Below are 17,384 nucleotides of genomic sequence, written 5' to 3'. Positions count from 1 at the left end.
ATTCTACCCGATACGGACGTAGGTCATCATCACCAAGCTGCCGCGAAACGGACTTTCCGAGGTTCTGCGAAGGGTGGAGAGCGGACCCCGGCTATCCGCCCTGAAGCAGACGTTCCGGCTTAGATCCAACCTCGTCGTAGCAGTCGGTTCAGTCCGGGCTCGGAAGTGGACATACGGACGTTGGCCTCTTCGTAGTGGCAGTCGGCGGCGGCACCCTTCCTATCGAACCGCTGCCAGTGGTGCCGAAGCCATCCCAGCAGGTCGAGCGACGGGCACCGCGCGCCCGAACCGTGCATAGAGGGCGGGCAGCACCACCAGGGTCAGGAGCGTCGCGCTGATGAGGCCGCCGATGACGACCGTTGCCAGCGGTCGCTGCACCTCCGCGCCCGTTCCCGTCGCAAGGGCCATCGGCACGAAGCCGAGCGCCGCGACGAGGGCCGTCATCACCACCGGCCGCAGGCGCGTGAGGGCGCCCTCGCGGACGGCTCGCACGACATCAATGCCTTCCGAGACCAGCTGCCGGATGTGGTTCAGGAGCACGAGCCCATTGAGGACCGCGACCCCGGACAGGGCGATGAACCCAACCGCGGCCGAGACCGAGAACGGCATGTCCCGCAGCCACAAGGCGGCGACGCCGCCGGTCAACGCCATCGGCACCGCGCTGAAGACGATCGCAGCGTCCCGGGGGGAGCCGAGGGCCCCGAGCAGCAGGATGAAGATCAGGGCGAAGCAGGCGGGCACCACGACCATCAGGCGTTGTCGGGCCGCCGTCAGGTTCTCGAACTGGCCGCCCCAGCGCACCTCGTAGCCGGCCGGCAGCTTCACCTCGGCGGCAATGCGTGCCTGCGCCTCCGCCACGAGCGAGCCGATGTCGCGGCCGCGAACGTTGGCCGTCACCACCACCCGTCGGCGCCCGTCCTCGCGGCTGACCTGGTTGGGTCCTTCCGTGAAGGCGAAGCTGGCGAGCTGCCGTAGGGGCACGCTCATCCCGCCCGCCAGCGCCGGCGCGGCCGGCACGCCGGTGCCAGCCCTGGCCGGGGCGGCCTGGGCGGCCGGGAGTGGCACCGGCAGGTTCTTCAACGCCTCGACGTCGTTCCGGACCGTATCGGCGAGCCTCACCACGATGGCGAAGCGTCGGTCGCCCTCGTACATCAGGCCGGCATCCTTGCCGCCGATGGCGGTGCCGATGACGTCCTGCACGTCGGCGAGGCTCAGGCCCCTCCGGGCGATCTCGCGCCGGTCGATCCTGAGCTCCAGGAACGGCAGGCCCACCGCCTCCTCGACCTTGACGTCGGCGGCCCCGTCCAGGCTGCGTAGGATGCCGGCGATCTTACGGGCGCCCTCGACCATCGGGCCGAACTCCTCGCCGAACACCTTCACGGCGAGGTCGTCGCGCACGCCGGCGATGAGCTCGTTGAAGCGCATCTGGATTGGCTGGGAGAAGCCGAGCAGGGTTCCCGGGATAAGCTTGGCTTCGGCCTCCATTCGGCCGATCAGGGACACCTTCATCTCGGTCGGGTCCGGCCACTCGGCCTGCGGCTTCAGGATGAGGTAGGCGTCGCAGGCGTTGGGCGGCATCGGGTCGGCGGCGATGTCGGGCGTGCCGCAGCGCGAGTACACGAACGCCACCTCGGGAAACTTGCTCATGGCGTCCTCGACGCCGAGCTGCATGGTCTGCGACTGCGTGATCGAGGTCGACGGGATGCGGCGCGCCTCCATGACGATGTTCTTCTCGTCCAGCGTCGGCGTGAACTCCTGCCCCAGCCGCGTCGCGAGCACGCCCGCGATCCCGAGCAGGACGACCGCGCCCGCCACGAACGCCAGCGGGGCGCGGATCGCGCCGAGGAGGACGGGCCGGTAGACCGCCTTCAACCCGCGGATGAGCGCGTTCTCGCTCTCGCTGACCCGGCCCGACACGAAGGTCGCGATCATCGCAGGCACGAGGGTCAGGGACAGCACGAAGGCCGCCACCAGGGCGATCAGCACCGTCAGGGCCATCGGCGTGAAGGTCTTGCCCTCGACCCCGGCGAAGGTGAGGAGCGGCACGTACACCAGGATGATGATGGCCTGCCCGTAGACGGACGGCTTGATCATCTCCTCGGCCGAGAGCCGGACCGTGGTGAGCCGCTCCTCCAGCGACAGCCTGCGACCGAGTTCGTGCTGGCGCTCGGCGAGGTGCCGCAGGCTGTTCTCGGCGATGATGACCGCACCGTCGACGATGAGGCCGAAGTCGAGGGCGCCCAGGCTCATCAGGTTGGCGCTGATGCGGCCCGCCAGCATGCCGGTGGCCGTGACCATCATGGCGACCGGGATGACCAGCGCCGTGATGAGGGCCGCCCGGATATTGCCGAGAGCCAGGAACAGGACCGCCACGACGAGGAGCGCGCCCTCGGCGAGGTTCCTGGCCACAGTCTTGATGGTGGCGTCGACGAGGTCGGTCCGGCTGAGGAGGGTCTTCGCCTTGATGCCGGGCGGCAGGAGCTTGTTGATCTCCCGGATCTTGGCGTCGGCCGCGGCCGAGACCGTTCGGCTGTTCTCGCCGATGAGCATCAGGGCGGTGCCCAGCACCACTTCGCGCCCGTTCTCGCTGGCCGAGCCGGTGCGGAGCTCGCGGCCGATCCCGACCTGTGCGACGTCGCTGACCAGGATCGGCACCCCGGCCCGGGTCGCCACCACGATCTCGCGGATCTGGTCGACGTTCTCCAGCAGGCCCCCGGCCCGAACGACGTAGCCCTCGCCGTTGCGCTCGATGTAGTTGGCGCCGCGGGTCGCGTTGTTAACCTCGATGGCCCGCGCCAGGTCGGCGAACGACAGGCCGTAGCCGACGAGCTTCATCGGGTCGGGCTGGACCTGATACTCCTTGACGTAGCCGCCGATGGCGTCGGCCCCGGCCACGCCGGGGACACTCTTCATCTGCGGTCGGATGATCCAGTCCTGGACCGTGCGTAGGTAGACCGTGCGCTCGAAGTCGCTCGTCAGCCGCTCGCCCTCAGGCGTCAGGTAGCTGCCGTCGCCCTGCCAGCCGGGCCTGCCGTCTCTGACCGGAGTCCCCTCGCCAGGGGGCTGGTACTCGACCGACCACCAGTAGATCTCGCCGAGCCCGGTGGAGATCGGCCCGAGCCTGACCTCGACGCCAGGCGGCAGGGTGCCGCGCACCTCGACCAGGCGCTCGTTCACCTGCTGGCGGGCGAAGTAGACGTCGATCTTGTCGCTGAACACCGCAGTGAGCTGGGCGAAGCCGTTGCGCGAGAACGAGCGCATGCTCTCCAGCCCCGGCGTACCGGCGAGCGCCCGCTCAACCAGCACCGTGACCTGCTTCTCGATCTCGACCGGCGTCAGCGCCGGTGCGACGGCGTTGATCTGGACCTGGTTGTTGGTGACGTCGGGCACGGCGTCGATGGGTAGACGCGCCAGTGCCCAGGCACCGAGCGCGGTGGCGATGAGGGTTACCAGGATGACCGCGTAGCGGTTGGTAATTGAGAAGGCGAGGATCGGGCGGATCATGGCTCAGTCCTCCGCCGCGGACTTGCCGAGCTCGGCCTTGAGGGTGAAGCTGTTGGCCACCGCGACCGCCTCCCCGGGTTCCAGGCCCGCCGTCACCTCCACGCTCTCGTCGTCAGACCGGCCGAGGGTTACCGGGCGGGCCTCGAAGCCATCCACCACCCGCACGAACACGTTGGGCTTGCCCTCCAGGGTCTGGATCGCGGCGGTCGGGAGGAGGACGCGCACCGGCTTGTCCGAGATGACGATCTCGGCGGAGACGAAGGAGCCGGGCCGCCAGGTCTCCTGCGGGTTCGCGAGTTCGGCCACGACGCGGGCGGCGCGGGTGTTCTGGTCGAGCACGGGCCCTATGAAGACGATGCGCCCGCGTGCCTCCGCGCCGGTCGCCTCGGTCCGGAACGTCACCTCCTGCCCCTCGTGCACCAGGGGAAGGTCGCCTGGGGAAACGGCGAGGTCTATCCAGATCTTCGAGAGGTCGACGACGCTGTAGAGCTCGGTCTCCAGATTGTCGCGCCCGACCGCCGCGCCGAGGTCGACCCGCCGCTCCACGATCCTGCCCGCGATGGGCGAGCGGATCTCCTGGCGCTCGAACTGCGCCTGGGGCTTCGTCGGCAGGGCGTCGATCTCGGCCGGCCCCAGGCCGAGGAAGCTCAGCTTGCGCCGGGCGGCGTCCTCCTTGACCTTTAGATCCTGGTAGCTCGCCTGTGAGCGCAGGTACTGCTGCTCCGACGAGATCCGCCGGTCCCAGAGCTCCTTGTCGCGCTCGTAGAGGGTCTTCTGCAGGGCGGCCGAGAGGCGCGCGGCAAGGTACTCGCCCTTGGTCTCGGCGATCTCGCGGCTCTCGATGAGCGCCACGACCTCGCCCTTGGCGACCCGGTCGCCCAGACCCTTGCGCAACTCTACGACGGTGCCGGTCGTCTTCACCGCGATCCGGGCAGTGTTGTCGGCGCTCGGGACGATGGTGCCCGGGACATGGAGGTGACGCGCGAGGCGGCCCTCGCCGGCGTCATCCGTGCGGATGCCGGCCTTGGCGATCTGTGCGTCCGTCAAGCGGATCAAGCCGGAGTGCTCCGGCTCGGGAGCCGCCGCCGGCGTAGGCTCACGGGACGGGACCGTGGCGGCGGGCCGGGCCCGCGCCACGAGCGCGCGGACCGCGTCCGGGGCCGCCGGCCACCAAGTCGCGACGAGGAAGCCGCCGGCTACGGCCAGCAGCACGAGGGGAAGACGTCTGAGCATGTCGTTGCCATGGGCGGGCGGCCATGCCGTTCGGGCAGGGCGGCGCGGCGCCGGAGTTCGAGAAACTGGGGGGACTGCGATCGTGGTCCGCCTCAGGCCCTCGGGGGCTTGAACAACCCGGGCGGCCGTCCGGGGGACCGCTCGCGCTCGTCGGAGACGGAGAAGGCCATGGCCGCATTCGCCCGCACCGTGGATGCTCCCTCGGTCGTGGGCATCACCCCCTGCGCGTGGGCCTGGGCATGGTACGCGAGATCGCCGGGGGCCCCCTCGTCCGAGCCATGGTCGTGTGTCGCGCCGGAGCCGATGTCCTGCGCCTGGAGCGTCACCGACGCCGCGTGTCGGGCCTCCACGAAAACGGGCATGACCGCGACGAGCGCCAGCATGAACGCGGCGGCTGCCGCTATGAGACGCCGCCCGAAGGACACCGACCACCCAACTCCCGTTCGGCCCGAGACCACCCCGATGCGCCCGATACCCTTCCCCTATCCTACCCGGGGGGATAGGATGTCAACATGGAACATGCGCACGCCTCCCACCCCGACATCGTCAAGCGCCTGAAGCGCGCCCACGGGCATCTCGCCGGCGTCATCGCCATGATCGAGGAGGGCCGCTCGTGCGTGGACCTCGCCCAGCAGCTCCACGCGGTGGAGAGCGCCATCGCCAACGCCAAGCGGGTCCTCATCGAGGACCACATGGAGAACTGCATCGGCGAGGGTGTCGCGGACGGCGGCAAGTCGGCCAAGGTCGCGCTGGCCGAGTTCAAGGCGCTGGCGAAGTATCTCTGATGCTGGCCGTCCTCGCGAACCGGACCTACAGGCACCTCTTCGCCGCGCAGGTGATCGCCCTGGTCGGCACCGGCCTGCTCACCGTCGCCCTCGGCCTCCTCGCCTACCGGCTGGCGGGGGCGGAGGCCGGCGCCGTGCTGGGCACCGCGCTCGCCATCAAGATGGCGGCCTACGTGCTCGTGGCGCCCATCGCTAACGCCTTCACGGGGCAACTGCCGCGTCGCGCCTTCCTAGTGGCGACCGACCTCGTCCGCGCCGGCGTCGCGCTGATCCTGCCCTTCGTCGACCAGGTCTGGCAGGTCTACGCGCTCGTCTTCGTGCTGCAATCGTGCTCGGCGGCCTTCACCCCGACCTTCCAGGCGACCATCCCCGACATCCTGCCGGAGGAGCGCGACTACACGCGGGCGCTCTCGCTCTCGCGCCTCGCCTACGACCTGGAGAACCTCCTCAGCCCCACCCTGGCCGCCCTGCTGCTGACCGCCATCGACTTCCACTGGCTATTCGGGGGGACCGTTGTCGGGTTCCTCTGCTCGGCCGCCTTCGTGGTCTCGGTGTCGCTGCCGTCGCCGAAGCTGCCCGAACGCCGCGCCGGGATCTACGAGCGCACCACGCGGGGGCTGCGCATCTACCTCGCCACGCCGCGCCTACGCGGGCTGCTCGCGTTGAACCTCGCCGTCTCGGCGGCCGGCTCGATGGTGATCGTCAACACGGTGGTGATCGTCCAGGCCATCCTGCATCGCTCCCAGAACGACGTCGCGATCGCGCTCGGCCTCTTCGGCGGCGGGTCGATGCTGGCCGCCCTCCTGCTGCCGCGGATGCTCGACCGCCTGCCGGACCGGACGGTTATGATCCCGGCGGCGGGCCTGCTCGGGATCGTTCTCCTCGCCTTCGCGGCCACGACCTGGGGCGGGGTCATCGGCTGGCCGATGCTGCTGGCGACCTGGCTCGTGCTTGGCATCGGCTACTCGGCAGCCCAGACCCCGACCGGACGCCTTCTCCGGCGCTCGGCCTCGCCAGGCGATAGGCCGGGCGTGTTCGCGGCACAGTTCGCGCTCTCCCATGTGGCGTGGCTGGTGACCTACCCGCTCGCGGGCTGGCTCGGCGCCAAGGTCGGCATGCCGACGACGCTGGCGGTCCTGGGGGGCCTGACCTTGGCAGCCATCGCGGCGGCGGCCCTACTCTGGCCCGCCTCCGACCCTGATGTGGTCGAGCACGTCCACGGCGACCTCAGGCCCGACCATCCGCATCTCGATGCCGGTGGCCATCGGCACGCTCACGCCTTCGTCATCGACGACCTGCACCATCGCTGGCCGGCAGGGGGGCCGGGGTGAGCCGGGCAGCCTGCTGCTTCCCACCCGTTCCAGTTGCAGGTCCCTAGCTTATAGTCATCCCGAAAGCAGACCTTCCGAGGACCCGCTATGGGTGGGGAGCAGACCCTGACCCTTCGCCCTGAAGCGGACCTTCCGCATCCGACCCAACTACGCCATAGAAGCGGGCTGACGCTGTTCTCGAAAGCAGACATCGAGGCTGGGCTCGCGTCACGGAGGCATTGTTTGAGATGTTCGCCTTCCGGACTGGCGACACCGCTCGATTAATCCGTGATCTGCACCTGCTCGACGCCGCCGAGTTTGCCGGGCTTGCCCGCCGCGACCACGAGGTAACGGCGGCTCGGGCCGGCGTCCTTGCGGGTGACTTGCCGGATCGGGCCGATCGCGTTGACGATGGCCGCGCCGGCCGGGTTGGTGGTGAAGGCGGCGAGTGGCTCCAGGCCGGTCGCGCCCTTCGGATCTGCGGACAGCGCCAGCACGAACGGCATCTTCGGCGCCAGTCCCGTGATCGCGGCCTGCAGCGTCTGCAGCACGCCCTGGTCGAACAGGGTGACCTGCGTCGCCGGCTTGCCGTCGCCGCCCGCGAGCGTCAGCGCACTGGTCTGGCCTGCGGCCCCCAGCGGCTGGAGGTTTTGCATTCCGTCGCCCTCCGGCACGGCGTTCGGGACGTAGGCGACGCCCTGCGGACCCTGCCCGATCGGCACCTCGGCGATCACCGTGTTCGACGCGGTGTCGATCACCGCGGCCTTGTCAGCGTTCTCCAGGCCGACATAGACGCGGCTGCCGTCGCCCGAGGGCCAGAGCCCGTGCGGCAGGGCGCCGGTCGGGATCGTTGCGAGCTGGAAGAAATCGTCGGTGCGGAACACCTTGACCTGGTTCAGGCCGCCAATCGTCACGTAGGCGAACTGGCCGGCCTTGGTCGAGACGATGTTGACGTGGTTGGTGATCGGCCCGGTCTCGATCGTCTTCAGCGGCGCGAATGGCGGACGCGCCGAAAACACCTGGGTCCGGCCGACATCCTTGAGGGTGAACCACACCTGCTTGCCGTCCGGCGTGGCGGCGATGTCGGGGCAGAACGGGCTCTCCTGCTTCACGCGGCCGACGATGGCGTGGGTCTTGGTGTCGATGACGACGGTCTCGGGGCTGAAGCTGGAGCAGACGTAACCGTAGGTGCCGTCCGGCGAGAAGATCGTCATGCCCGGCCCGTTCGGTACGGTGATCCGGCGGGTCTCCTTGGCGGTCGCGGCATCGAGCACGGCGATATAGTCTTCGCCGCGCACGCTCACCCAGACCTCTCGACCGTCCGGCGTGAAGAAGGCTTCGTGCGGCGAGCGGCCGACATAGGCGGTGTGGCGGACCGCGTTGGTCGCCGTGTCGATGAAGCTTACGGAGTTCGAACCGATCGAGACCGCGAGAAGGGTCCTGTGGTCCGGCGAGAAGCCCATGCCGTGGACCAGAAGCTGCCCGCGATAGAGCGGGCTCAGATTCATCGGCGTCGGGTCGCCGAGCCGGATCACCCCGAGCAGGGTGTTGGCGGCGGGATCGATTACCGAGACCGTGTTGGAGAACTGATCGGAGGTGTAGAACCGGTCTTTGCTGCTGATGGGCACGTCGGGCGCCGAGGCGGGGCCCGGAGCCTGCCCGGCGAAGGCCGAGCCGGAGAGCAGCACAAGGGCGAGAACGGTCAGGGCGGTCTTCATCGGCGGTGCTCCGAAGGCATCTCGGCGGCAGGTGCCGCGCCATGGTGGTGAACGGGAGGGGCGCCGGCGGACCGACCCGGCATCGCGGGGCGATCGGCGAGCGCGCGGCGCATCACATCGATCTCCTGGCCCTGCTCGACGACGATCCCCTGCGCGAGGCGGCGCAGGACCGGATCCTTGCCGTGGAGCAGCTCTGCCTTCGCCATCGCGATCGCGCCTTCGTGGTGCGGGATCATCATCGCGGCGAAGTCGCGGTCGGGGTCGCCCGAGGGCGGGACCATCATGTCGGCATGCATCTGCGCCATCGACTGCGCCATCATCGCGTCGAAGGACGCGGACGGAGCTGCCGCTGGCTCGGTCGCGGCCAAGGTCGGGCGCATCATCATCCGGCCGCCGACGAGGCCGCTCGCCATCAGCGCCGCCGTCACGGCAAATCCCAGTGCTCCGCGCATGCGGCTTCCTTTTGATCCGGTGTCGATGGGAAGGATGCCTGGGGCGCGGCTTTATTCCGCGGATTTGGCTGAGAGCCCGTTCACGCCTTCGTGATCTGTCGTCGAGAAGACGCGTGGAATAGAGGCGCCTCTTCGGCATCCCTCCCGATGCGGTCATGCTCGACCGCGGGAGACCTCACCCATGCGCACTCTGCTGATCCGCGCCGCCTTCGCGGCTGTCGCCTTCTCCGCCTTGGCCGCCCAGGCTGCCGCGCCTGCCATGACGGCCGAGACCGCCAAGGGGCCGGCGCTCGTCGATGCCAAGAGCATGACCCTCTACACCTTCGACAAGGACATGGGCGGCAAGTCGATGTGCAACGGCCCCTGCGCCACCAACTGGCCGGCCCTGATGGCCGCCTCCGGCTCGGCCGCCAGCGGCGACTGGACGATGGTGACGCGGGACGACGGCACGATGCAGTGGGCCTACAAGGGCAAGCCGCTCTACACCTTTGCCAAGGACACCAAGCCCGGCGACATCACCGGCGACGGCTTCCTCAACGGCGCGTGGCACATCGCCAAGCCTTGATCGGTGAATGCCTTGATCGGCCCCCTCTGACCGGGAAACGTCGTTGGACGAGATCGCCGCCCTCATCGAACCGCAGATCCCGGCGTTGCGGCGCTACGCCGTCGCGCTGTTGCGGGACCGCGAGGCGGCCGACGACCTCGTTCAGGACACGCTGGAGCGGGCATTGTCCGCCTGGTCCGGGCGTCGCCGCGACGGCGACTTGCGGGCGTGGCTGTTCACGATCGAGCGCAATCTGTTCCTCGGCGCCGTCCGGCGCCGGGGCCGGCGCGGCGTCGATGTCGGCGCGGAAGCACTGGAGCAGGTGCCCGATCCGGGTATCGACCCGGAAGCCGCGTTGGGAGGCCACGACGTACTCGCCGGGCTCGACACCCTGCCCGAGGAACAGCGCTCGGTGCTGCTGCTCGTCGCGGTGGAGGATCTGTCTTATGCCGAGGCGGCCCAGGTGCTCGGGGTACCGCTCGGCACGGTGATGTCGCGCTTAAGCCGGGCGCGGACACGGATGCGAAGTTTTCTGGAAACTGGCCGGACCGGCCTCTTGAGGAGGGTGAAATGAGCGGGGATCCACGCCCGGTCGGCGAGGACGACCTGCACGGCCTGATCGACGGCCGCCTCGAACCGGAGCGGCAGGCGCTGGTCGAGGCATGGCTCAAAGGAAACCCCGCGCGTGCGGCCGAGGTCTCGGCGGATCGCGCCCTGCGCGAGCGCATGCGTGCCCGCCTCGCGCCGATCGCCGAGGAGGCGATCCCGGCGCGGCTCCGGGTGGCCAACATTCGCCCGCGACGTCGGTTCGTCGGCGGGGGCTGGTTCCCCATGGCAGCTGCAGCCGTGCTCTGCCTTGCGCTCGGCGGTGCCGGCGGCTGGGTCGGCCATGCCCTGCGCGGCGGACCCGCGACGGCGATGGTGGCGGAGGCACCGGCGACGCAGGACGCGGTCGCGGCCTTTCGCACCTTCGTGGTCGAGGTGGTGCATCCGGTGGAGGTGCGCGCCGACGAGAAGCTCCACCTCGTGACGTGGCTCTCGAAGCGCCTCGGTCACGCGGTCGCGGCCCCCGATCTCGCGGCCCAAGGGTTTCGCCTGATGGGCGGGCGGCTGCTGCCGGCCGGCGCCGAATCCGCAGCGATGCTAATGTACGACGACGACCGCGGAACCCGCCTGTCGCTCTACAGCCGTGTCGGAGACGGCGATGGGCGAACGCTCTTCCGCTTCGGTCGCGAGGGCGATGTCGCCGCCTTCTCCTGGGTCGATGGCGGCATGTCCTACGTCGTCACCGGTCGAACTGATGAGGCCCGGCTGCTCACTGTCGCGCAGGCGGTCGATGCGCAGGTGCGTGGCCTCGCGCCGGATCGTCGGCAGCCGTGACCCTCGACCAGCTCCGCATCTTCGTGGCGGTGGCCGAGCGGCAGCACGTGACGCGGGCTGCCGAAGCGCTGAACCTCGTCCAGTCGGCGGTCAGCACGGCGATCGCCAACATCGAGGGGCGGCACGCGACGAAGCTGTTTCACCGGGTCGGCCGCGGGATCGAGTTGACCGAGGCGGGGCGCGTGTTCCTCGTCGAGGCCCGCGCCGTGCTTGCCCGCGCCGACGCGGCCGAACTGGTGCTCGCCGACCTCAGCGGCCTGCGGCGCGGGACGCTGGCGCTCTACGCCAGCCAGACCATCGCCAGCGACTGGCTGCCTCGCCACCTCGTCGCCTTCCGCCGGGCCTACCCTGAGATCGCTATCCGGTTGGCGGTGGGCAACACCACCGACGCCGCCGACGCAGTGCGCGCCGGGCAGGCCGAACTCGGCTTCGTCGAGGGGGCGCTCGACGACCCGACGCTTGCGAGCACCACCATCGCGCAGGACCAACTGGTCCTCGTGGTCGCCCCTGGCCATGCCTTCGCCGGGGCGACCGCCCTCGAACCCGAAAATCTCGCCGGGGCCGACTGGGTGCTGCGCGAGGCGGGATCGGGAACCCGCTCGGCCTTCGAGACGGCCCTGGGTGCGGCCGGCCTCGCAGCCGCCCAGCTTCGGGTCACGCTCGAACTGCCCTCTAACGAGGCGGTGCGCGCCGCCGTCGAGGCCGGGGGCGGGGCCGCCGTCCTGTCCGAGACCGTGGTCGCCGCAGCGCTTCGGGCCGGAACCCTGGTGCGGGCGGCGTTCGCCCTGCCGAGCCGGCCGTTCCGGGTGCTGCGCCACAAGGAGCGCTACCGCAGCCGGGCCGCCGACGCGTTGCTCGACCTGATCGCGACGGCGGATGCCGGATGAGCGATCCTGCGAAACCCGTGCACCCCGACGATCCCCGGGTGAGGCTCGCCGAGGACCGGACGGTTCTGGCAGCCGAGCGTACGTTCGTGGCGTGGCTTCGCACCGGGCTCGCCTTCCTCGGCGTCGGCCTGGCCGCGCAGCGCTTCCTGCGGGAGGTGCTGGCGGTCTGGCCGCTAAAGGTGCTGTCGCTCACGTTGATCGCCTGCGCGCTTGCCTCGTTCGCCGGCGCCGCATGGCGGGACCGGGCGATCCGGGCGCGTCTCGCCGATGCCGAGATCCCGATGATGCCGCGCATCCTCACCGTCGGGATCGCGGCCTTGCTGATCGCGATCTCGGGCCTTGCGGCCACCGCCCTGCTCTGGGCGTGACTGTTAGGCCACCGTGACCCGTACCCGGTGCCAGGCGGCGCTGAGGTAGCCCTTGTAGTTCCAGGTGTCGTCGGGCGCCGCCGGCTGGGTCTGGCCGGCGGAGTCCCAGGCCCGCACCGCGAGTTCGTGCTCGCCCGCGGTCAGCTCGCGGTCGATCTCCCAGAACGTCCAGGCGTAGGGCGCGTCGGCATCGCGGTCGATCCGGGCCTGTGCCCAGCTGCGACCGCCATCCGTCGAGACGTCTACGCGGGCGACCGCGCGGTCGCTGGCGATGGCGTAGCCGCGGATCGCGTGCCGGCCGGCCTTCAACGCTGCGCCGCGGGCGGGCTCGCAGATCGCGCTGTTGAGCGGCATCGCCTCGATGGTGATGCCGTGGGCCGGGTCGGCGGTCTCGGCCGTCACGTCGGGCGGGAATAGCTTGTAGTCGTCGGCCTGCATCGGATTGTCGGAGGGGTGGTCCTGCACCGTGATGCGGGCGAGCCATTTCGGGCTGCGGATGCCGGCAAATCCTGGAACGACCACTCGTAGGGGATGGCCGTGCTCGGGGGCGAGAGGCTCGCCGTTCATCGAGAAGGCGAGCAGCGTCTCGGGGGCCAGTGCCTTGGCGAGTAGGATCGAGGCGCCGAAGCGCGTGTCCGTACGGGCGATCCGGTCGTGGCTCTCGAAGGCGACGTGGCGCGTACCGCACGCATCGATCCCGGCGGCGTGCAGGACGTCGGCGAGCCGCACCCCGGTCCATTCCGCGTTGCCGATGGCGCCGGGCGCCCACGGGTCGCCGGAGACCGGGGCCACAGCCAGCATGTCGGCCCGGCGGTTGCCGGCGCATTGCATCACCGCCGTGACGGTGACGTGCGCGAAGCGTGCCTTCAGATCGGCGACGGACAATTCGAGGGGCGTCGCGACCATCCCGTCGACAGTCAGGCGGTAGCCGTCGGCGTCGAGGTCCGGGATGTTGCCGTGGCTGCGGACGTAGAAGTCGGCCTGGTCGGTGAGGAAGGCCGCCCGCAGGCGATCGAGCGGCGGCTCGGCATTGTAGGGCGCCTCGCCGTGCACGATGAGGCGGTCCTTGCGCTGGAACAGGCCGAGCATGGGGTTTTTGTCCTGCGTTCGTGACGTGTCGACGACGAGAACGCGCCGGGGGCGATAAGGCCCCCGACGCGCGTCGCTTCACGGCTTCATCGTCGAGACGACTACGTTCTTCGCCCGGTCCACCACGGCGACGCTGAGGTCGCGGTTGAGGACGTAGGCGTGGGCGTTGTCGGCCGAGAACGCGATCGCCTGGCGCGGCTCGTTCAGGCCGGTCACCGTGGCGACGACCTTGAGGGTGCCGGTGTCGATCACCGAGAGCGAGTTGTCCTTGAGGTTGCCCGAATAGACGAAGCGCCCGTCCGGGGTCAGCGCGGCGCCGTAGGGGTCCTTGCCCACTGCCACCTCGGAGGTGACTTTACGGGCGGCGACATCGACCACGCCGATGGTGTTACGGCCGCTATTGGCGGCAAACAGCGTCTTACCGTCCTTGGTGATCGAGATGGCGCGCAGCTTGTCGAACCCGGCGATCTCGCCGGTGATCTTGTTGGTGGCGGTATCGACCAACGTAATCTTGTCGCCGAGGAAGTTCGTCACGAACACGGTCTTGCCGTCCGGCGACAGCTTCACGCCCTGGCGCGGCTGCGCGAAGCCGGGGATCACGGCCTCGGCGAGCATGGTCTTGGTGTCGAACACGGTCAGCGTGCTCGCGGCCTCGTTGTTGACGTAGAGCTTGGTCCCGTCGGCCGAGAGCACCGTGCCGAACGCGCCGGGGCCCGCGGCGAGAACGCCGGCCTCCTTGCCGGTGGCGGTCTCGTAGACCGTGATCCGGCCGGTGCCGCTGTCGGAGATGTAGAAGCGGGCGCCGTCCGGTGCGAACACGATGTTGCGCGGCGTGACGAAGCCGTCGAGGCGGCGCAGCACGGTGCCCTTGGCGACGTCGTAGACGACGACGGCGCTCTCCTCGCTGTTCGACACAGCGGCGACGGTCCCGGCGGCGTTCAGCGCCAGGGCGTTGTTCTTGATCGCGCCGTCGAAGCCGGCGGCGAACCCGGGCTGGCCCTGGGCGAGGAGCAAGGCGGCTCCGGCGAGGAGGGTGCGGAGGCTGGTGCGGATATGGGTCATGAAGCGGGTCTCTCGGGCATGCGCACTCGTTCGGCGGCCAAAGGCCGGCCGCGAGGGCTGGTTCGAAATCGGAAATCCGTGGTGCAAGGCCGGGCCGGCCGTGCATCGCCCTGAGGAGATGCCGGAAGGTGCGGTCTATTCCCCGAGGCCGGCGAAAAAAACGCGGTGGCCTCTGGATTCGGGGATTCAGGGCGTCGGCTTCAACGCCGTGAGGTAATCGACGATGGTCTGCACGTCGGCCGGATCGACGGGCGCCTTGTAGACGTGAACCATCTTGTTCACGGTCTCGGTCCACTGCGCCTTCGTGAGCTTGGGCTGGGTCAGCACCATCCCGGCCGAGTGGCAGGCGAGGCAGTTGTTGTTGACCGCCTCGGCCCCCGGCCCGTCCGGGAAGATCCGGTCGGAAGTCGGGAATTCGATCGATTGCGAGGTGAAGCGCATCGGCTCGGGAGCCGAAGCGGCGAGCGCCACCATGGGAGACAGTATGAGGGCGGCGATGAGGGCCGCAGGGCGGATCGGGTTCATGGCTGTTCTCCTCAAGCGGCCTGGAATGACACGGCCTCGATGCCGTTCTGCATGAAGCCGGCGCCGTTCCAGACCCGGTCCATGGGCTGCGCGACGCCGTTGGTGTTGGTGCAGCGGACCCGGACCGTGTGGGTGCCGGAGGCCAGCGCCGGCAGGCTGCCCTCGAAGCGGCGGAAGCTGTAGGGGCCCTCGTCCGCGCCGAGCTGCGCCGGGAACCACGTCGCCCCGCCGTCGCCGGAGAACTCGACCGCCTTCACCCCGCAATCGCCGCCGAAGGCGATGCCGCGCAACGCCACCGGCGTTCCGGCCGCCACCTTGGCGCCGTCCTGCAGGTTGGTTACGAACGAGCGCGGCACCATCCTGTTGATCGGCACCGTCTTGAAGCCGGTCTGACCGGGCTTGATGTTAGCGCCCGGCACGTCCGGTATGCGGTAAGCGGTCTTCATCCAATATTGGTCGTCGGGCTTGTCCAGCACCTCGATGTCGGACAGCATCTTGACCCAGTAGGTCGAGTACCAGCCCGGCACCACGAGGCGGAGCGGGAAACCGTTGAGCAGCGGAAGTTGCTCGCCGTTCATCGCGTAGGCGATCATCACCTCACCATTGTTGGCGTGGTCGAGATCGAGGGACTTCTTGAAGTCCGGCGCGTCGTCGACCACGGGCTCGTCGAGGCCGCTGAAGCGCACCTGCACGGCGCCGGACTTCACCCCGGCCTTTTCGAGCACGTCCTTGAGGCGCACCCCGGTCCAGCGGGCGTTGCCCATCGAGCCGTTGGCCCATTGCGCGCCGGGCACCCGCGGCTCGAACAGCCCACGCGAATTGCCCGAGCACTGGTTCACCGCGGCGATCTCGAAGCGCGGCAGGCCGGCGATGGCGTCGAGCGAGAGCGAGAGCTCCTTCTCGACATGGCCGTGGACCTTGAGCCGGAAGGTGCCGGCATCGACTTCGGTCGGGATCGAGGCCCAGTGCCAGCGGACGTAGAAGCGATCGTTGGGGGTGAACACGCCCTCGTCGAACACCGAGAACGGCGTCTCCAGTAGCGGCGGATGAGTGCGCTGGAGGATCATCTCGGCCTTGCCCGGAAAGGCCGTGGTCAGCGCCCGCTCGTCCGGGCCGCCGGGCAGCGGAAGCTTCACCGAGCCGCCCGCCCAGGCCGGTATGGCGGCGCCGAGGCTGCCGAGCCCTAGGCCACCCAGGACGAGGCGGCGGTTCATCGGTCTGTCCAGTCCGTGCATGGTCTCTCCCCTTGAAGGATGTCGGCGTCGATGCGTTCGAGGGCACCGGGCCCGTGGCGATTCCTCGCGACCAGGGAGATGCTACGGGATGCGATTTATTCCCACCAACGGTCTTTCGCGATACGAATGATCTCCAAACGCGATGATTTGAGAAGTTTCGATCTCCGATGGGACGATCAAGGACGCCGTCTCGGCGTCACGCCGCCGGCGCGCCGACGGGCGCGGTCCTGCGACACCCGAACAGGGCGTGACGCTCGGAAAAACCGCGCAGGGCGACGGTGCCAAGCGGTTCAAGGGCATGTGCCAACCCGTCGATGAAGGTGTCGGTGGCGATCAGCGGCGTGTCGTAGGTCTTGCACAGGCGCTCGACGCGGGCGAGCACGTTGAGATCGCGGCCGATCGCCGTGAAATCGACCCGGTCGCCGCCGCCGATATTGCCGTAGGCGACCTCCCCGACATGAAGTGCGACGCCGACCTCGAAGGCAGCCCTGTCACCGTCGCGCAGGGTCGCAAGCGCATCAAGCGCGGCCTCGGCGGAACGCAAGGCGGCACTGCGCGCCTCGGCCTCGTCGCGATCGGCATCGAACACGGCCAGTAGCCCGTCGCCGATGTACTTCAGCACCTCGCCGCCTTCCGCCTCGACGGCCGGCACGATGGCATCGAACATCCGGTTGAGGGCGGCCACGACACGGTCGGAGCTTTGCCGGTCGGACAGTTCGCCGAACCCGCGCAGGTCGGTCAGCATCATCGCGGCCCGCATCAAGCGTACGTCGCCGCGCCGCACCGTGCCGGCCAGGATTTGCCGCGCCGGGTCGCGTCCGACATAGGCACTCAGCACCGCGCCTAGCATGTCGTCGAGCGCCTTGATCTCGAACAGCAGCGAGAACGGCTCGACCAGCGCCAGCAACGTGTCGATCTCGATCGGCGTGAAGCCGCCCGGTCTCGCCGTGGCCCAGGAGGCGGCGCCCATGCGTCCACGCGCGGCGCGCAGCGGCACGATGAGGTAGTCGGTTAGACCCTCGGTGCGAAGCTCGCCGAGCACAGGAAACGGCAGCGGCCCATCCCCGTCGAGACGGCATCGGAATGGGGTACGGGTCTCGACTACGCGCTCGACGGTGTTGCCGTGGAAGGTCGGCGTACTCTCGATGCCGTGGCGGCGACGCAGGGCTAGGCTCGACGCTCCTGGATGCCAGACGCGCATTACCCAGCGGAACGACGGATGCAGGGTCGGCGCGTGGGTGGTGGCGCGGGCCAGTGGCAAGCCAAGCCCCAAGAGGCACGCACTGAACCCG

The 17,384-nt window shown here is 69.5% G+C and carries 17 protein-coding genes; 7 read left to right on the top strand and 10 right to left on the bottom strand.

Going from position 1 to position 17,384, the window contains the following annotated elements; genetic code table 11:
* Window positions 1–219: 219 nt before the first annotated feature.
* The 3 genes from FV227_RS07505 to FV227_RS07495 form a co-directional block, all read right to left on the bottom strand.
* Entirely contained in the window at window positions 220–3,504 is a 3,285-nt protein-coding gene (locus FV227_RS07505; protein ID WP_147858677.1) for a CusA/CzcA family heavy metal efflux RND transporter, read from the bottom strand.
* 3 nt (window positions 3,505–3,507) lie between these two features.
* Window positions 3,508–4,737 carry an efflux RND transporter periplasmic adaptor subunit gene (locus tag FV227_RS07500; protein ID WP_056250490.1) on the bottom strand — a complete coding sequence of 410 codons (1,230 nt, stop codon included), beginning with the start codon at window positions 4,735–4,737 and terminating at the stop codon, window positions 3,508–3,510.
* 92 nt (window positions 4,738–4,829) lie between these two features.
* Window positions 4,830–5,120 carry a hypothetical protein gene (locus FV227_RS07495; protein WP_147858676.1) on the bottom strand — a complete coding sequence of 97 codons (291 nt, stop codon included), beginning with the start codon at window positions 5,118–5,120 and terminating at the stop codon, window positions 4,830–4,832.
* 129 nt (window positions 5,121–5,249) lie between these two features.
* On the opposite strand from FV227_RS07495, the gene FV227_RS07490 reads away from it, so the two are divergent.
* Both FV227_RS07490 and FV227_RS07485 read left to right on the top strand, forming a co-directional pair.
* Window positions 5,250–5,522: a metal-sensing transcriptional repressor gene (locus FV227_RS07490; RefSeq protein ID WP_056250484.1), complete on the top strand. Its 273-nt coding sequence runs from the start codon at window positions 5,250–5,252 to the stop codon at window positions 5,520–5,522.
* Window positions 5,522–6,853: an MFS transporter gene (locus FV227_RS07485; RefSeq protein WP_056250482.1), complete on the top strand. Its 1,332-nt coding sequence runs from the start codon at window positions 5,522–5,524 to the stop codon at window positions 6,851–6,853. Before FV227_RS07490 ends, FV227_RS07485 begins: the two co-directional genes overlap by 1 nt.
* Before the next feature lie 260 nt (window positions 6,854–7,113).
* Here the strand turns inward: FV227_RS07485 and FV227_RS07480 are convergent, their stop codons facing one another.
* Both FV227_RS07480 and FV227_RS07475 read right to left on the bottom strand, forming a co-directional pair.
* Window positions 7,114–8,550: a YncE family protein gene (locus FV227_RS07480; protein WP_056250480.1), complete on the bottom strand. Its 1,437-nt coding sequence runs from the start codon at window positions 8,548–8,550 to the stop codon at window positions 7,114–7,116.
* Window positions 8,547–9,002 carry a DUF305 domain-containing protein gene (locus FV227_RS07475; RefSeq protein ID WP_056250477.1) on the bottom strand — a complete coding sequence of 152 codons (456 nt, stop codon included), beginning with the start codon at window positions 9,000–9,002 and terminating at the stop codon, window positions 8,547–8,549. The genes FV227_RS07480 and FV227_RS07475 overlap by 4 nt, the downstream gene beginning before the upstream one ends.
* A 181-nt stretch (window positions 9,003–9,183) precedes the next feature.
* Here FV227_RS07475 and FV227_RS07470 point away from each other — a divergent pair, with 181 nt between their 5' ends.
* Genes FV227_RS07470 through FV227_RS07450 form a run of 5 tightly spaced genes read left to right on the top strand, consistent with a single transcriptional unit; the run spans window position 9,184 to window position 12,181 of the window.
* Window positions 9,184–9,567, top strand: a complete 384-nt coding sequence (locus FV227_RS07470) for a hypothetical protein (RefSeq protein WP_056250476.1) — start codon at window positions 9,184–9,186, stop codon at window positions 9,565–9,567.
* Between the two features lie 43 nt (window positions 9,568–9,610).
* A complete protein-coding gene (locus tag FV227_RS07465) occupies window positions 9,611–10,120 on the top strand; it encodes a sigma-70 family RNA polymerase sigma factor (RefSeq protein WP_056250474.1) in 510 nt (169 codons plus the stop codon).
* Window positions 10,117–10,926 carry an anti-sigma factor gene (locus FV227_RS07460; protein ID WP_056250472.1) on the top strand — a complete coding sequence of 270 codons (810 nt, stop codon included), beginning with the start codon at window positions 10,117–10,119 and terminating at the stop codon, window positions 10,924–10,926. The genes FV227_RS07465 and FV227_RS07460 overlap by 4 nt, the downstream gene beginning before the upstream one ends.
* Window positions 10,923–11,813: a LysR family transcriptional regulator gene (locus FV227_RS07455; RefSeq protein ID WP_056250469.1), complete on the top strand. Its 891-nt coding sequence runs from the start codon at window positions 10,923–10,925 to the stop codon at window positions 11,811–11,813. The genes FV227_RS07460 and FV227_RS07455 overlap by 4 nt, the downstream gene beginning before the upstream one ends.
* On the top strand, window positions 11,810–12,181 hold the full coding sequence (locus FV227_RS07450) for a DUF202 domain-containing protein (RefSeq protein WP_056250466.1): 372 nt from the start codon (window positions 11,810–11,812) through the stop codon (window positions 12,179–12,181). The genes FV227_RS07455 and FV227_RS07450 overlap by 4 nt, the downstream gene beginning before the upstream one ends.
* 3 nt (window positions 12,182–12,184) lie before the next feature.
* Here FV227_RS07450 and FV227_RS07445 read toward each other — a convergent pair whose 3' ends face one another.
* The 5 genes from FV227_RS07445 to FV227_RS07425 all read right to left on the bottom strand — a co-directional run.
* A complete protein-coding gene (locus FV227_RS07445; protein WP_056250462.1) occupies window positions 12,185–13,270 on the bottom strand; it encodes a molybdopterin-dependent oxidoreductase in 1,086 nt (361 codons plus the stop codon).
* A 78-nt stretch (window positions 13,271–13,348) separates the two neighbouring features.
* Entirely contained in the window at window positions 13,349–14,332 is a 984-nt protein-coding gene (locus tag FV227_RS07440; protein ID WP_056250460.1) for a beta-propeller fold lactonase family protein, read from the bottom strand.
* Window positions 14,333–14,518: 186 nt separating this feature from the next.
* The gene (locus FV227_RS07435; RefSeq protein ID WP_056250458.1) at window positions 14,519–14,857 is read right to left on the bottom strand and encodes a cytochrome c; all 339 of its coding nucleotides are present in this window, start codon (window positions 14,855–14,857) and stop codon (window positions 14,519–14,521) included.
* Between the two features lie 11 nt (window positions 14,858–14,868).
* Complete coding sequence (locus tag FV227_RS07430; RefSeq protein WP_056250451.1) at window positions 14,869–16,092, bottom strand: molybdopterin-dependent oxidoreductase; 1,224 nt, start codon at window positions 16,090–16,092, stop codon at window positions 14,869–14,871.
* Window positions 16,093–16,288: 196 nt separating this feature from the next.
* Window positions 16,289–17,384: adenylate/guanylate cyclase domain-containing protein (locus FV227_RS07425; RefSeq protein WP_147858675.1), on the bottom strand; the 1,096-nt coding region annotated here is incomplete at its 5' end.

The sequence above is a fragment of the Methylobacterium sp. WL119 genome, assembly GCF_008039875.1.
Lineage (GTDB): Bacteria > Pseudomonadota > Alphaproteobacteria > Rhizobiales > Beijerinckiaceae > Methylobacterium.
Note: the sequence above shows the minus strand (reverse complement) of the source record. Positions and strands in the feature narration are given on the sequence as shown.

Bases quoted from the DNA above. Each gene is read 5' to 3' on its own strand.
- FV227_RS07505 (WP_147858677.1), bottom strand. From the start codon at position 3,504: ATGATCCGCCCGATCCTCGCCTTCTCAATTACCAACCGCTACGCGGTC.
- FV227_RS07500 (WP_056250490.1), bottom strand. From the start codon at position 4,737: ATGCTCAGACGTCTTCCCCTCGTGCTGCTGGCCGTAGCCGGCGGCTTC.
- FV227_RS07495 (WP_147858676.1), bottom strand. From the start codon at position 5,120: ATGCTGGCGCTCGTCGCGGTCATGCCCGTTTTCGTGGAGGCCCGACAC.
- FV227_RS07490 (WP_056250484.1), top strand. From the start codon at position 5,250: ATGGAACATGCGCACGCCTCCCACCCCGACATCGTCAAGCGCCTGAAG.
- FV227_RS07485 (WP_056250482.1), top strand. From the start codon at position 5,522: ATGCTGGCCGTCCTCGCGAACCGGACCTACAGGCACCTCTTCGCCGCG.
- FV227_RS07480 (WP_056250480.1), bottom strand. From the start codon at position 8,550: ATGAAGACCGCCCTGACCGTTCTCGCCCTTGTGCTGCTCTCCGGCTCG.
- FV227_RS07475 (WP_056250477.1), bottom strand. From the start codon at position 9,002: ATGCGCGGAGCACTGGGATTTGCCGTGACGGCGGCGCTGATGGCGAGC.
- FV227_RS07470 (WP_056250476.1), top strand. From the start codon at position 9,184: ATGCGCACTCTGCTGATCCGCGCCGCCTTCGCGGCTGTCGCCTTCTCC.
- FV227_RS07460 (WP_056250472.1), top strand. From the start codon at position 10,117: ATGAGCGGGGATCCACGCCCGGTCGGCGAGGACGACCTGCACGGCCTG.
- FV227_RS07450 (WP_056250466.1), top strand. From the start codon at position 11,810: ATGAGCGATCCTGCGAAACCCGTGCACCCCGACGATCCCCGGGTGAGG.
- FV227_RS07445 (WP_056250462.1), bottom strand. From the start codon at position 13,270: ATGCTCGGCCTGTTCCAGCGCAAGGACCGCCTCATCGTGCACGGCGAG.
- FV227_RS07440 (WP_056250460.1), bottom strand. From the start codon at position 14,332: ATGACCCATATCCGCACCAGCCTCCGCACCCTCCTCGCCGGAGCCGCC.
- FV227_RS07435 (WP_056250458.1), bottom strand. From the start codon at position 14,857: ATGAACCCGATCCGCCCTGCGGCCCTCATCGCCGCCCTCATACTGTCT.
- FV227_RS07430 (WP_056250451.1), bottom strand. From the start codon at position 16,092: ATGCACGGACTGGACAGACCGATGAACCGCCGCCTCGTCCTGGGTGGC.